Genomic DNA, 13,192 nt, shown 5'->3' with positions numbered 1-13,192 from the left:
GTTTAAAATGTTTAAAGAGTTCAAAAGTTCAAAACGTTTATAAGTGCATTTAATGGATAATTGATCAATGGATAATGGATAATATTTCAGGCTTATACATTATCCGGTTTCCGGAAACACTATCTGCAGAAGGCATTGTCCATTCTCCATTATACTATTATCCATTCTTCGTAACGCTGAAAACCTACACTTTATTCTCAATCATCTGTATTTTCCACCTTCGGTAACACTAATTTATTGGTATCCAGTTTAGGAACTTTCCCCTCCAGCACTTTCTGGATATTGCTGTAATACTGGTTCTGGTGCAGCAATGCCTGTTCCATCGAATCCGTCCTGATCTTTAGATCCCTGTACTGCTTCACTTCCCGGGCATTTCCATATCCCACACCCGGCAGGTAGTATTTCAACGGGGTAAAAATGATGAGGGCAGAAGTGAGTCCCACCATCAGGATGAAAATGCTGCTGAAGATCACATATACACTCATCCTCGTCAGCTTGAATTTCACCACTTCCTCATACGTATCCTCATTCATGATCACCAGCCGGTAGTGATTCCGAAGCCTTTTCAGCGTATTGCCAGTATCCAGTTTTGCCATAATTATGTGTCGAATTAGGATGATGCCCCTTTTCACCCATTCCACCAATCATCATCCGGGGATTAAATGTACGAAACTGCTACCAATCTCTATAATATTGCCGAATATTATATATGTATCTGTCTGCCCCGAATTTATTTAACAGAAATAACTTGCTAAAGTGCTAAAAATCATATTGCTTGCCTTTTTTTAAGGTACGGTTTGTAAAAAAAAACCGATATTTAGCCCTATATTATAACATCGTCGATCCATGTTCACACCCAAGTTAAAATTAATCCTGTTTTTTTGCTTCACCTGCTGTTATATCACCGCATCATATGCACAGCCAACCTGGACATTGGACCCCTTCGGGAAAGAAAAAAAGCCCGCTCAATACGAAGAAAAGATCCTCGCATCGGAGAAGACTGATAAAAAACTGACCAACTTCAGGCGTTTCATTCAAAATAACGTTACACATTATAATTTCTATTTCAACGCCAACAACAAACTCAATGGTGTGCTCGAAAGGGCCAGGCTTTCGCAAAAAGATGATTATTCTCAGCTGTTATCTTTTTACCCATATTCACTCGAGAATACCGCTTCGCAAAAATTGGAGCTGGATTCGGTGATCTATAAGTCCACCGCCGGGATATTGCTGCACGACCTTCGTACCGATTGGGTAGATAATATGTACCTCCTTATCGGGAAAGCTTATTATTTCCGCAAACAATTCGACTCGGCGGCGCTTACTTTCCAGTTCATCAATTACAATCTTTTTCCGCGTAAGCGAAAAAATGATGATGACGACCGTATCGTGGGAACCAATGACGAACCCGGTACAGGAGCGCTTTCCATCGCCAATAAAGAAAAAAGGAACATCGTTCAGAAAGTGCTGACCTTGCCGCCAAGCCGCAACGATGCACTGATCTGGCTCACCCGTACTTTCATCGATCAGGAAGAATACGGGGATGCCGCAGGGCTGATCAATATCCTGCAGCAAGACCGCAACCTGCCGCAACGCCTGAAAAACGATCTCGAGGAAGTGACCGCTTACTGGTTCTTCACACAGAATAACCTCGATAGTTCGGCCGCACACCTCGAAAAGGCACTGAGTAATGCTGATACCAAACAGGATAAAAGCCGCAGGGAATTTTTGCTGGCGCAATTGTTCGAGATCAACGGGGAATTTGAAAAAGCTTCCGATTATTACGGAAAAGCCGCCAAACATACCACCGATCCGGTGATGGACATTTTCGCACGCCTCAACGATGCGAAGATGATGCGGAATTCCGGCAACACAAAAGAACTGGAAAACAGCATTTCCAATTTGTTGAAAATGGCGAAAAAAGATAAGTACGAAAATTACCGCGATATCATTTATTATTCTACCGGGCAACTGAGCATGCAGCTGCCGGACACCGCCAACGCGATCATTTCGTATAAAAAAAGTACATTGTATAACCAGGGGAATATACTGTACAAAAACAGGTCTTTCCTGCAGCTCGCAGACATCGCTTATGTGCAGAAAAGATACGTGGATGCACATTCTTACTACGACAGCCTCGACCTTACCGATAAATCATTTGCTTCGCAAACTGCCGACATCACTCAGCGGAAAGAGTCACTGGCGAAGATCGTGGAAAAGATCACCAACATTCAACTCCAGGACAGCCTTCAGTTGATTGCTGCGATGGCTCCTGCCGAACGTGATGCACTCATCAGGAAAATGGTGCGCCGCTACCGCAAAGAACAAGGGCTTAAGGAAGAAGATAATTCGGGCGGAAGCACACCCATTACTTTTGCCAACAGCAAGAATGCTGAACCTGCAGACCTTTTTCCAACGAGCTCAAGAGGCGAATGGTACTTTTATAATTCCAGTGCTAAATCGAGAGGTTACTCCGAATTCAAATCACGCTGGGGCAAACGTGAGAACGTAGATAACTGGCAGCGTAAGAGTGCCACTGAAGCAGCATTGGGCAAGTCGCTTACTGCCGGCACAGGAAATTACGATGATCCGGATAAAGTGCAGCCTACACCCGGGACCAACCTGGCTACCAATGGAGCCTCACCGGTTGAGTTTTCTTACGATGCACTGATCGCTAATGTGCCATTGTCGCCGGAAAGGATGGATAGCAGCAATAAAATGATCGCTGAGAATATGCTGGCGCTGGCAAAATTATTCCAGGAAGAATTGCTGGATTATGGCGAAGCCATCAAGACTTACAATGAATACCTGCAACGTTTCGCCAACAGTGGTAATGAAGCTGAAATATATCTCGGTCTGTATTATTGTTATTCAAAACTGGGTGATGCCTCCAAAGCGGCTTATTACAAAAATGTAGTGACCACTAAATACGCCGGCTCTACCGCCAGCAATAAGATCGTAAATCCATCTTTGCTTGACCCGGCCAAAAAGAATCCTGAAGTGACGCAGCGTTATGCTGATATCTACAATATGTTCATCGAAGGAAAATTTTCGGAAGCAACGGAAGCCAAGAAAAAAGCGGATAGCCTGTATGGTTCCAATTATTGGTCGCCGCAGTTGTTGTACATCGAAGCGGTGCAGCAGATCAAGGAGCGCAGGGATAGCAACGCGATAGCGATCTTGAACAACCTGCAGGAATTATATCCATCCTCTCCGTTGAAATATAAAGCGGTTAGCCTGATAGATGTTTTGAACCGCAGGTTCCAGATCGAGCAATATCTTACCAATCTTGAAGTTACAAGGGCGGAAGAAGAGAAGCTGATCTTTGTGGATGAAAAGCCGATCGTAACAGAGAAGCCGGTGGTGAAGCCGGTAGCTACGGCGCCTGTAGCAGTAGCAGCGCCGGTAAAACCCCAGGTGCTGAAAGATACCGCCGCATTGAAAGTAGCGCCGGAACTGATCAGTGCAGGCTTCACACTGGAGCTTGATCAGCCGCAATATGTGGTGATGATACTTGATAAAGTGGATGGGGTATATATCAATGAAGCGAAGAATGCATTCAGCCGGTTTAACCGGGAAAGTTATTATACACAAAATATTGTTATAACAAGAGACGCTATTGACGGAGAAAAAACATTGTTGTTATTTTCGCCGTTTGAAGATGTGGCAACTGCTATGAAATATTTTGACAAGATAAAAAAAGCGGCACCTTCGGAAGTTTCCTGGTTGCCGGCAAACAAATATTCTTTCATGATCATTTCCGGCGCAAACCTGCAGGTATTGAAAACCAATAAAGACCTGCCGGCGTACAAAGCATTGCTGAATAAAAATCTTGGCAACAAATTTTGATAACAGGCGCAACTATTTTTAATTAATTAAACATTTATGAGCCGTTCTGTAAAAATATTATGGCGGGTTTTTTTCGGAGGAATCCTTTTCGCGGTAGTGCTTTTCCTGTGCGCCAATTTTGGTGTGTTTGGAAAAATGCCTTCCCTGCAGGAACTTGAAAATCCCGAAGCCGATCTCGCCAGTGAAGTGATCAGTGCGGATGGAATGCTGATGGGTAAATATTATGCGGAAAACAGGAGTGAAGTGAAATACAATGAAATTTCGCCGAATGTGATCCACGCCCTCATCGCCACAGAAGACGAACGTTTTTACGATCACTCCGGTATCGATGCGAAAGCGGTTGCCAGGGCCGTAGCCAAACTTGGGACGGATGGTGGCGGTAGCCCGATCACGCAGCAGCTGGCAAAGATGATATTGAAACAAGGCAAGGGCAATGTGGTGATGCGTGGGCTGGATAAGATGAAGGAGTGGATCATCGCGGTGAAGCTGGAAAGGAATTTTACCAAAGAAGAGATCATCACTTTATACCTCAACAGGGCCCCATGGGGAAATGTGTACGGTATCCGTAATGCCAGCCTTACTTATTTTCAAAAAGAACCGGCTGAGTTGGAAGTGGAAGAAGCAGCCGTGCTGGTTGGGATGCTGAAAGGATTTATTTACAACCCGATCTCACGTCCTGATAAGGCATTGTACAGGCGCAATACGGTGATCGAACGGATGGTGGATTGTAAGCAGCATTACCTTACCGAAGCACAGGCCGCGAAATTCAAGGCGAAACCACTCATTACAAATTATAAAAAGATCGATGAGAACATCGGTATCGCTCCTTACTACCGCAGGGCACTGATAGATGTATTGAAAAAGTGGTGCAAGGAAAATACGAATCCTAAGACGGGCGAGCCATACGATCTTAACCGTGACGGCTTGAAAATATACACCACCATCGATTCGCGTATGCAGCGGTATGCCGAAGAAGCTACAGCTCAACATCTGCCGGAGCTGCAGAAAAAGTTGAATGCCTCTCTCAAAGGGCGCAGCGAAAGATTGTGGAAAGGGCATGAAAGCACGCTGGAAAGTGCAATGAAATACAGCGAGCGCTGGAAGAACATGAAAGCCGATGAAGTGGACGAAGCTGATATCCGCAAATCATTCAACGTACCGGTGAGGATGAAAATATTTTCCTGGTGGGGCAATGACAAGCACGAAAAGGATACGGTGATGACACCGATGGATTCGATCAAATACCACAAGTTATTATTGCAGACTTCTTTCGTGGCCATGGATCCTAAAACAGGTGAGATCAAAGCCTGGGTAGGCGGCCCGGATTTCCGCTGGTTCAAATACGACAATGCCACCGCCATGAGGCAGGTAGGCTCTACTTTCAAACCATTGCTTTACACACTGGCAGTTACCGATGCAGGTTACACACCCGAAACGGTGATACCCGGCGGATCGCTTACATTGAATGGCAAAACCATTACCGGTGGTGGCGGTACGTTGGCATATGCGTTGGCACAATCCAAGAACTTTGTGGCCTGGAGGCTGATGTCGGTGATAGGGGTGAAGCGTACCATCGAATTTGCACAGCAATGCGGCATCACTGTAAAAATTCCTCCATACCCTTCCATCGCGTTGGGCGCTGCCGAAATTCCGATGATGCAGATGCTGCAGGCATACACGATGTTTCCGAATAAAGGGTACAACACCACACCGGTATACGTAACGAGGATCGAAGATAAAAATGGCAACCTGCTGCACGAGTTTCCTGTGGCACAAAGCAAACAGGTGATAGGCGAGGTAGACGATTATACAATGGTAAAACTCATGCAGGGGGTAATCAAATCGGGTACAGCACGCAGGATCAACAGTTATAATATACCAGTGGAGAAAGCTGGTAAAACCGGTACCACCAACGGTAATACCGATGGTTGGTTCATCGGCTACACACCCGAATTGCTGGCGGGTTCGTGGGTTGGCTGCGCCGATCCGTTCATCCCGATCTATTCCAACAATGCCGGTGGTTCGGAAATGTCCGCTCCGCGTTGGGGTATATTCATGAGCAAAACTTATGCGGATAAAAAACTGAACTATGGCCGCCAGAAAGAATTTGATGAGCCTACAGAAGTGAAGAACGGCCCGATCATGGCAGACGATGCATTCAACCGTGCATTGATGACCGGCGATAGCCTCACAGAAGAAACAGGAAATGGTTCAGCACTCGATTTCGGTGATGAGCCTGAATTGCTGGATACGCCGGCAAAAACAGTTCCTCCTAAAAAAGAAGAAAAGAAAGAAAATAAACCTGTTACAGTAACACCTCAAGGCAATAAACCACCGGATGATAAAAAACCGGCAACAAAACCGAAAAAGGATAACGACTACTAAAGGGCAATAGGAAATAGTCAATAGTCAAATCTTCGATAATTTTAAAAAATCCCCGGGATTTATCTCGGGGATTTTTTATTGCTCATTATTTATTCGTGCATTTGTGGCATTTTTTTTCTCCCTCTTCCAAACCAAAATTCCCCTGCCATCGTACATGACTGAAATAAATAAATTCATCAAACCAACAAATAGTTTTTTATGAAAAAGATCAAAAGTATTTTTTTAATGGCATCAATTGCCTTCGCTTCTACAACAGCATTTGCACAGGAAAAAACAGTAATGGTAGGTGGCGCAGCCATGTACCCGAGTAAAAATATTGTAGAAAATGCTGTGAACAGTAAAGATCATACAACTCTGGTAGCAGCAGTAAAAGCAGCCGACCTGGTAGCTACATTGCAGAGTGCAGGCCCTTTCACAGTGTTTGCTCCTACCAATGAAGCATTTGCTGCATTACCTGCGGGAACAGTAGATAACCTGCTGAAACCGGAAAACAAAAAAGCACTTACAACTGTACTTACTTATCACGTAGTTGCCGGTAAATTAAACGCGAAAGATATCGCAAAACTCATCAAAGACGGTGGTGGAAGTGCTACTTTAAAAACTGTAGCAGGGGGCTCACTCACTGCAAGTATGATGGGAAATAAACTGGTGTTGAAAGATGAAAGTGGCGGTACGTCAACAGTTACCATCAAGGATGTGAACCAGAGCAACGGTGTGATCCATGTAGTTGATCATGTACTGCTTCCAAAGATGTAGTTTAATAACTCAGACTATAAGGAAAAAGCCCCGCAAATTTTTGCAGGGCTTTTTGTCTAGCGCCGGTCAGAAATTCATTAATAGCTTGTAGGAATGCTTCCCAGTTTGGAACCAGCGGCATTGGAGATCGTAATGTTACCATCCTGGTTATCCTGTGTGCCGATGTAAACGTTACGGTTTCCTCTTTTATTGGAAATACCGATACGTCCACCTGCATCCGGAGTAGAAAGGCGGATCGTTTCTTTATTATTATTCAGCAAAGCGAAGTAACCCCCACCATCTTCCGTATAAGTGATCCAGGCCAGCTTTTCACCGTATTTATCATTTACTTTAAAGTAACCGGATTCGCCTTCGGTAACACCGAATTCAACGATCTCCTTGGCCTCAGAGTTGAACATGCCCATATAAGCGCCACCGCTCTTCGTACGGGTTACTTTGAAGATAACATCTCCGTCGTCATCAAAAGTGTTGATGCCACCGGCACCGCCTTCAGAAGTGAACAGGTCAACCAGTTTGCGGCCACGGCCATTGAAAGTGGTCAGAGAGCCGTTTCCTTTATCTTCTCCCAATTCTGCAATGATCTTTCCATTGTCATCCACTACCTGGAAAGATTTGGCCTGTATCCTGTCCGGCACAAACTGATTCTTGGTGCCCGAAGACATGAGGGAGAATGTGCAGAGAGCGATGATGCCGGTACCGAAAATGATGCGGTAGTTGCGGAGATTTTTTTCGAGCTTTTGTACACGAAGTTCTAATTGGTTCATAATGTCAGTTTTTAGTTTAGAGTTAATACCAATGAGTTTATTACACAAGTATAGAACATAAAATCAGCAAACCCAATACCCTCTGATGGGTATGTTTAAAAATAATGTTGCAAAACCAGGGTTATTTTATTCCTTCCTCTTTTTTGAACATCGCTATTTTATTGCGAAGAAGATCATTGATCGGTGTACGGGAATGGAGGAAGACGTATATCCCTAAAAAGTAATATCAGGGTGAAACGTGTTCCTTTTGCAGATGAAGTAATAGTGCTGTTGGTCATGTCCTCATATCTTTTTACCAAAAATTTTAAGGCTGTACTCTTGTCCGTCCATGACGGCGATATCACGGAGGTTTGCCCATTCTTCAAAACCAAGATCTGTAAAAAGTTTTACGCTTGGCAGGTTGTGCGCAAAGATGAAACCCAGCAATGTATGGATGTTCAGTTCTTCGCAGCGGGAAAAACTGTATTTCAGTAGTTTCTTTCCCAGGCCTTTTCCACGGGCACTTTCATGAAGGTAAATACTGATCTCGACAGTTCCATCATAGGCCGGGCGCCCATAAAAATCCTGGAAACTGACCCAGCCCATCACATTTTTTTCATCATCTTCTATCATCCATAGCGGCCGCCGGTGGGGAGTGTGTTCGTCAAACCAGGCCTGCCTGTCGGCAACACTTACCGGAGTGGTATCGGCAGTCACCATACGGCCTTCTACAGTGGAGTTGTAAATATCTACGATCACCGGAAGGTCATCCTGAACAGCATCTCTAACGTGCATCTGGAAATTTTGAATAAATATAAATAAAAACCCCGGAGGTTTTTTAAAACCTCCGGGGTTTACGCCATCACACTCACCATATCCAATGCAGGCAATGCCAGCCTTTCCTCGCCGGTAATGATTATCTCATCTTTCGCATCCGAAGCCCGGATACTTTTCGAAAATAGTTTCCAGGCAATCGCTGCAGCAATTGATACTATTGCAGCGGGAGCTGTAGTTTCATTTTCCTGCAAGGCCCAACCCTGTCGGGTTTTACCGAGATACCAGTTTCCTCCGGCATCCCCGGAAATGACGATCTTTATCAAAGTGCCTGCATCCGCGTGTATTTCACGGTAAGTATAGGGTAGGGCCTGCATGAATGTATTCATGAAAGGGTAATAGAATTCCTTCGCCATCAGGCCTGGTTTGTTTACCGTATCCCTGATCTGTTGCTGGTGCAGCCATTTTTCTGTGTATTCGCGGGCAATGTGCATCCAGTTCTTACTCTCTTCTTCACCGGCCCATGCCACGCTGAAACCTGCTTTGCCAAAGGGATCCAGCGAGGCATAATAATCGCAGTACGACTTGCCGGTGGCTTCATGCAACCATATCAGAACCTGCGGACTAACTCTTTTCATGGCTTTAACCCAGTCGGCATTCAACCTGTTCAGAAAATCCAGCAACGATCCGTTTCCCGGGGCTTCTCCAAAATAGCCATCCCGCAGCATCGAAAGGCTCCGGATATTTCCATCCAGTAAATGAGCAGCAATATCTTTTACTTTCCATAATCCCGCAACGCTTTGCCGCTCCCAGTCTTCAGGAGATAAACTTTTCAGCAAGCCGATCAGCATCTTATCCATTACCGGCAAGAGATGGACTACATCGATGGGAGGTTTGTTTAGCATAAAATCAATTAATAAAGAATAATTAATAAGTAATAATTGATTCCAGAATATTCAGCAACGTGTCTGAATTATTAATTATTAAGAAAAATAAAATCGCCACAGAGAAACGAATGATCGTCTTCTGTGGCGAAGTGGTGTGTTTGTAAAAAATTATTTTTTTCCGCCACCTTGTCTTCGCGACATGATATCACGATCAAAAAGATAAAGTCCGCTTTTGTCATCGCCGATCAGCTCCAGTTTATCATTCAATACACGGGCGCTTTTTTCCTCTTCTATCTGCTCGCTCACATACCATTGCAAAAAGTTGTGCGTAGCATAATCCCTTTCGGAAAGTGCAAGTTCCACGAGGTCGTTGATGCTATTGGATACCAGCAGTTCGTGCTGAAGAAATTCTTCAAACATGCTCTTGATTCCTTTGTAAGTTACTATCGGTTGTTCGAGTGTAGGAACGATGGCAAATCCACCACGTTCGTTGATGAAACGCATCAGCTTGAGCATATGGATACGCTCTTCTTCACTTTGCAGGAAAAAGAATTCGGCTACACCATCCAATCCGGGTTGGATCTCGCTCCAACTCGCCATTGCAAGATATGCCTGTGAAGAAGAAGCTTCTAATTTTACCTGGTTGTTTAATGCATCCTGCATCGGTTTTGATAACATGTGAATATTTTTAGGTGATATGGTTAATTAAAGATACTTCTTAACTTTTATGTTCGCAACGGGATACGGTTCATTTTTTTACGAGCTTATTTTTTGAATTTATATACCAGGTAACTGTCTTTGTGGAATTGGCGCTTTCGTCGTATGCATTGTCAGTAGTGATCTTCACCTGGTTGTTGCGGATGCTGCTTTCCACGTTTAATGAACCTTCGGAATTGTCATAGTATACCTGCTGGAGATCCAGTAAATTCATAGCCGGATCGTAGATTGTCAGCCACACTATATTTTCTTCGGGCCAGGTACGGGAAATGAGCAAAACAGTTGTCCCGTTACCGGAATAAAGGGTGTCGTAAATAAAATATCTGAACCCATCACTTTCCACGTTATCCAGCTTGCGGATAGAATATTTTTTTTGCTGTGTTTTATCCAACGGCGAAACATTCTTTTTACCCGACACAGTTTTTTCATTCAGTTCAACATCCTTAAGGAGGATGCTGTCTTTCTGAACAATTTTTACAGGATTTTCCGGTACTTCGATGAGCGGACCTTTTTGAACTTTAGCAGGAACTGCTGTTTCTTCAGGATTATTGGAATTGCAGGCTATCATCGCGATGAGCATGCCGGAAAAAAGAAAATACCTTTTCATACAAATGATTTTATAGTGCTGAAGTTGTTGCCTATGGGTACGAATTTGGTTTTAAAAAATCCCCGTCTATTATCAGCAACACCGTTCCTTCTTCAGAAGAAGACCGATGCGAACTGTTGCCGTCGGTAACGATATAACTCATCCCTTTGTTCAACAATATTTTCTCGCCGGTAGCCAGTTCGCTGGTAAAAGCCCCTTCGAGGCAGTGTACAATATGTCCTTTCTCACACCAATGGTTGGCAAAATAACCAGGCTCATATGTCACCCTACGCACACGCAATCCCTCAAACTGCAGCGTCTGCCAGTAAGATATTCCTGTGGTGCCTTCGTGGATGGTCGGCGATATCTTGTCCCAATCGATTGCCTGGAAGGGTATGTTCATCTGGTTTATTTAAAGCGGAAAGTTCTGATAAAATTTGCGGATAGACCAATCCATTTCAGCAAACGGCACAAATTAACCAGCAAGTGGACTATATTTACGGGTAAAATGCAGGAAGATGGATAATAACGATATTCTCAAAAAACTGAGGGTGGCCCTTTCTTTACGCAATGAAGATATCATTGAGATATTAAAATTGGTAGATTTTGAGATCAGCAAAGGAGCGCTCGGCGATTTTTTTCGCAATCCCGATCACCCGGGATATGTGCAGGCTCAGGACCAGGTGCTGAGGAATTTTTTGAATGGACTCGTGATCTATAAAAGAGGGAAACTGCCGGATAACCGGAATAAGGATAAAGGGGAGGAGGAAAAATAATTGCTGATAATTGATAATGTAAAAATGGATAATGGATAATTTTTTCAATTTAACTTACTTACCAATTCATGAAGAAGTTTAAGTTGAAAAAATTATCCATTATCCATTATGCATTAAATCATTGATCGTCTTCCTGCTTATCCAGGCTATAACTATTGTTCTCTTCATCTTCTTCTCCAATATCTTCATCCGCATCATCATCGCCCGAACCCGGTACATCCAGATCGTCTCCCGACTTTGAATTGGCGGAAGTTTTTTCATTCAGTAAAGTTCCGTCTTCGTCGGTATCATCCAGTTCTGCTTCGTGCAGGCTTCTTTCTTCATCATCTTCAAAAGAGGCATCGAGTAATGCACGTTCTTCATCGCTGATATCACTATCATCGTCCGGAGAAATTTCACCTTCATTACCGGCCGCATATTTTCTTGTATCATTCATCGGGTCTAAGTTATCTTTTTCTCTATCTGGCATAAAATTGTTTTTAAGGTGTAATTCTTATATTATTTATCATTCCTGTGGTGATCGGGAACTGATTCTTCGTCATCATCATCCAGGTCCACATCATCGATCCAGTCTTCTTCCGGAAGATTATCGTCATCCACCAGCCTGTCTGTTTCCACACTATCCAGGGCGGCTGCCTCCTGGTCAAAATCGGCGTTTTCCAGCAACTCAAGCTCTTCGGCGCTGATGCCATCTTCTTCATATCTTTCATCGTCTGTATCCAGGCGATCATCACCATCCGTTGCCGCCGAAAACTCCATGGTGTCGTGCTTCAGATCTGTTTTGATATCGTCTTCTGGTTTGGATGTCTGTTTTTTCATGATGATTGTTTTTAGTATAGTAAGGTAGGATAATTACAGTTAAAAACGTGCCAAGAAAGTTCGAAAGGTTGAAGGTTGAAAGTTGAAGGTTGATCATAGATTTACCACTTTCAACTTTCAACCTTCAACTTTCAACGGTATCTGGCCTGGCAGTTTTCACAAAAATAACTCTGCCTTTTTCCCTTGCCGGTCAATCGTTTATGCAAAGGTATTTTGCAACGCGGGCATTCTTTTTTTTCATATGCCTGGAAATGTTTGCTGAGTGTTCCTTCTTTTTTCCATTTCAAAAAATCAACTGCGAATTTGCTGACCTCCTTCAGCAGGGCGGATAATTTTGCCGGCGGTAAACTGCTCACCACGCTTTCGGGATGGATGCGGGTGCGGAACAATGTTTCGTTTTTGATGATATTGCCCGATCCGGAAAATATATCCTGGTCCAGCAAAGCATCACAAACCAGCATGGCGGGATGTCCGGCCAGTTTTTTCTTTGCTTTGGCAACGCTCCATTTTTTATTCATGATATCGGCGCTCCAGTCGTACACTTCATCCAGCGGCTCTTCGATGAGTTTGATATCACTCATATAAAAATTGACATCATCCTTCGCAAAATGCAGGCTCAGTTTCGGGTTGATCTTTTTGGTCTTATTGATCAGGTATGAACCGAACATCAGGAGATGGATGCGGATGGTAATATCTTTGAAACAGATCAGCGTGTGTTTGCCCCAGGTCTTAAGATCGGTGATGGTTTTGCCCTTCAGCTTTTTGTAATCAATCTTTGCGTATCCGGAAGCACTGATGACTTTTTTTCCTTTAAAAGGTTTGAGCACTTCGTGCAGGATGATGATGGATGGGCCTTCGGGCATAAGTTTTTTACCTGTAATACAAAAGTTACGCCATCTG

General features: G+C 43.9%; 14 protein-coding genes. 4 read left to right on the top strand and 10 right to left on the bottom strand.

Going from position 1 to position 13,192, the window contains the following annotated elements:
* Nucleotides 1-197 precede the first annotated feature (197 nt).
* The gene (locus tag EGI32_RS00190) at nucleotides 198-596 is read right to left on the bottom strand and encodes a hypothetical protein (RefSeq protein ID WP_255153309.1); all 399 of its coding nucleotides are present in this window, start codon (nucleotides 594-596) and stop codon (nucleotides 198-200) included.
* 250 nt (nucleotides 597-846) lie between these two features.
* Here EGI32_RS00190 and EGI32_RS00185 point away from each other — a divergent pair, with 250 nt between their 5' ends.
* The 3 genes from EGI32_RS00185 (at nucleotide 847) to EGI32_RS00175 (ending at nucleotide 6,990) form a co-directional block, all read left to right on the top strand.
* Nucleotides 847-3,849, top strand: coding sequence for a hypothetical protein (locus tag EGI32_RS00185; RefSeq protein WP_255153308.1), 3,003 nt, complete (start codon nucleotides 847-849; stop codon nucleotides 3,847-3,849).
* A 36-nt stretch (nucleotides 3,850-3,885) separates the two neighbouring features.
* Complete coding sequence (locus tag EGI32_RS00180) at nucleotides 3,886-6,234, top strand: transglycosylase domain-containing protein (RefSeq protein ID WP_255153306.1); 2,349 nt, start codon at nucleotides 3,886-3,888, stop codon at nucleotides 6,232-6,234.
* Nucleotides 6,235-6,432: 198 nt separating this feature from the next.
* On the top strand, nucleotides 6,433-6,990 hold the full coding sequence (locus EGI32_RS00175) for a fasciclin domain-containing protein (RefSeq protein WP_255153299.1): 558 nt from the start codon (nucleotides 6,433-6,435) through the stop codon (nucleotides 6,988-6,990).
* Nucleotides 6,991-7,067: 77 nt separating this feature from the next.
* Here the strand turns inward: EGI32_RS00175 and EGI32_RS00170 are convergent, their stop codons facing one another.
* The 6 genes from EGI32_RS00170 to EGI32_RS00145 all read right to left on the bottom strand — a co-directional run bounded on the left by EGI32_RS00170 (nucleotide 7,068) and on the right by EGI32_RS00145 (nucleotide 11,100).
* A complete protein-coding gene (locus EGI32_RS00170; protein ID WP_255153295.1) occupies nucleotides 7,068-7,754 on the bottom strand; it encodes a hypothetical protein in 687 nt (228 codons plus the stop codon).
* Nucleotides 7,755-8,036: 282 nt separating this feature from the next.
* Nucleotides 8,037-8,528 (bottom strand): GNAT family N-acetyltransferase, encoded by a 492-nt coding sequence (locus tag EGI32_RS00165; protein ID WP_255153294.1) that lies wholly within the window; start codon nucleotides 8,526-8,528, stop codon nucleotides 8,037-8,039.
* Between the two features lie 59 nt (nucleotides 8,529-8,587).
* Entirely contained in the window at nucleotides 8,588-9,412 is an 825-nt protein-coding gene (locus EGI32_RS00160; protein WP_255153292.1) for a maleylpyruvate isomerase N-terminal domain-containing protein, read from the bottom strand.
* Nucleotides 9,413-9,562: 150 nt separating this feature from the next.
* A complete protein-coding gene (locus EGI32_RS00155; protein ID WP_255153289.1) occupies nucleotides 9,563-10,072 on the bottom strand; it encodes a ferritin in 510 nt (169 codons plus the stop codon).
* A 70-nt stretch (nucleotides 10,073-10,142) separates the two neighbouring features.
* On the bottom strand, nucleotides 10,143-10,718 hold the full coding sequence (locus EGI32_RS00150) for a hypothetical protein (RefSeq protein WP_255153288.1): 576 nt from the start codon (nucleotides 10,716-10,718) through the stop codon (nucleotides 10,143-10,145).
* 31 nt (nucleotides 10,719-10,749) lie between these two features.
* The gene (locus EGI32_RS00145; RefSeq protein ID WP_255153287.1) at nucleotides 10,750-11,100 is read right to left on the bottom strand and encodes a DHCW motif cupin fold protein; all 351 of its coding nucleotides are present in this window, start codon (nucleotides 11,098-11,100) and stop codon (nucleotides 10,750-10,752) included.
* Nucleotides 11,101-11,215: 115 nt separating this feature from the next.
* On the opposite strand from EGI32_RS00145, the gene EGI32_RS00140 reads away from it, so the two are divergent.
* The gene (locus EGI32_RS00140; RefSeq protein ID WP_255153286.1) at nucleotides 11,216-11,473 is read left to right on the top strand and encodes a DUF1456 family protein; all 258 of its coding nucleotides are present in this window, start codon (nucleotides 11,216-11,218) and stop codon (nucleotides 11,471-11,473) included.
* Between the two features lie 118 nt (nucleotides 11,474-11,591).
* On the opposite strand, the gene EGI32_RS00135 is transcribed toward EGI32_RS00140, so the two are convergent.
* From EGI32_RS00135 to EGI32_RS00125, 3 genes are all read right to left on the bottom strand, one after another.
* The gene (locus EGI32_RS00135; protein WP_255153285.1) at nucleotides 11,592-11,942 is read right to left on the bottom strand and encodes a hypothetical protein; all 351 of its coding nucleotides are present in this window, start codon (nucleotides 11,940-11,942) and stop codon (nucleotides 11,592-11,594) included.
* A 29-nt stretch (nucleotides 11,943-11,971) separates the two neighbouring features.
* Nucleotides 11,972-12,292, bottom strand: coding sequence for a hypothetical protein (locus EGI32_RS00130; protein ID WP_255153284.1), 321 nt, complete (start codon nucleotides 12,290-12,292; stop codon nucleotides 11,972-11,974).
* Nucleotides 12,293-12,423: 131 nt separating this feature from the next.
* Nucleotides 12,424-13,155: a DNA-formamidopyrimidine glycosylase family protein gene (locus EGI32_RS00125; RefSeq protein WP_255153283.1), complete on the bottom strand. Its 732-nt coding sequence runs from the start codon at nucleotides 13,153-13,155 to the stop codon at nucleotides 12,424-12,426.
* Nucleotides 13,156-13,192: the final 37 nt, after the last annotated feature.

The sequence above is a fragment of the Ferruginibacter sp. HRS2-29 genome, from assembly GCF_024343615.1.
Taxonomy (GTDB): domain Bacteria; phylum Bacteroidota; class Bacteroidia; order Chitinophagales; family Chitinophagaceae; genus Ferruginibacter.
Note: the sequence above shows the minus strand (reverse complement) of the source record. Positions and strands in the feature narration are given on the sequence as shown.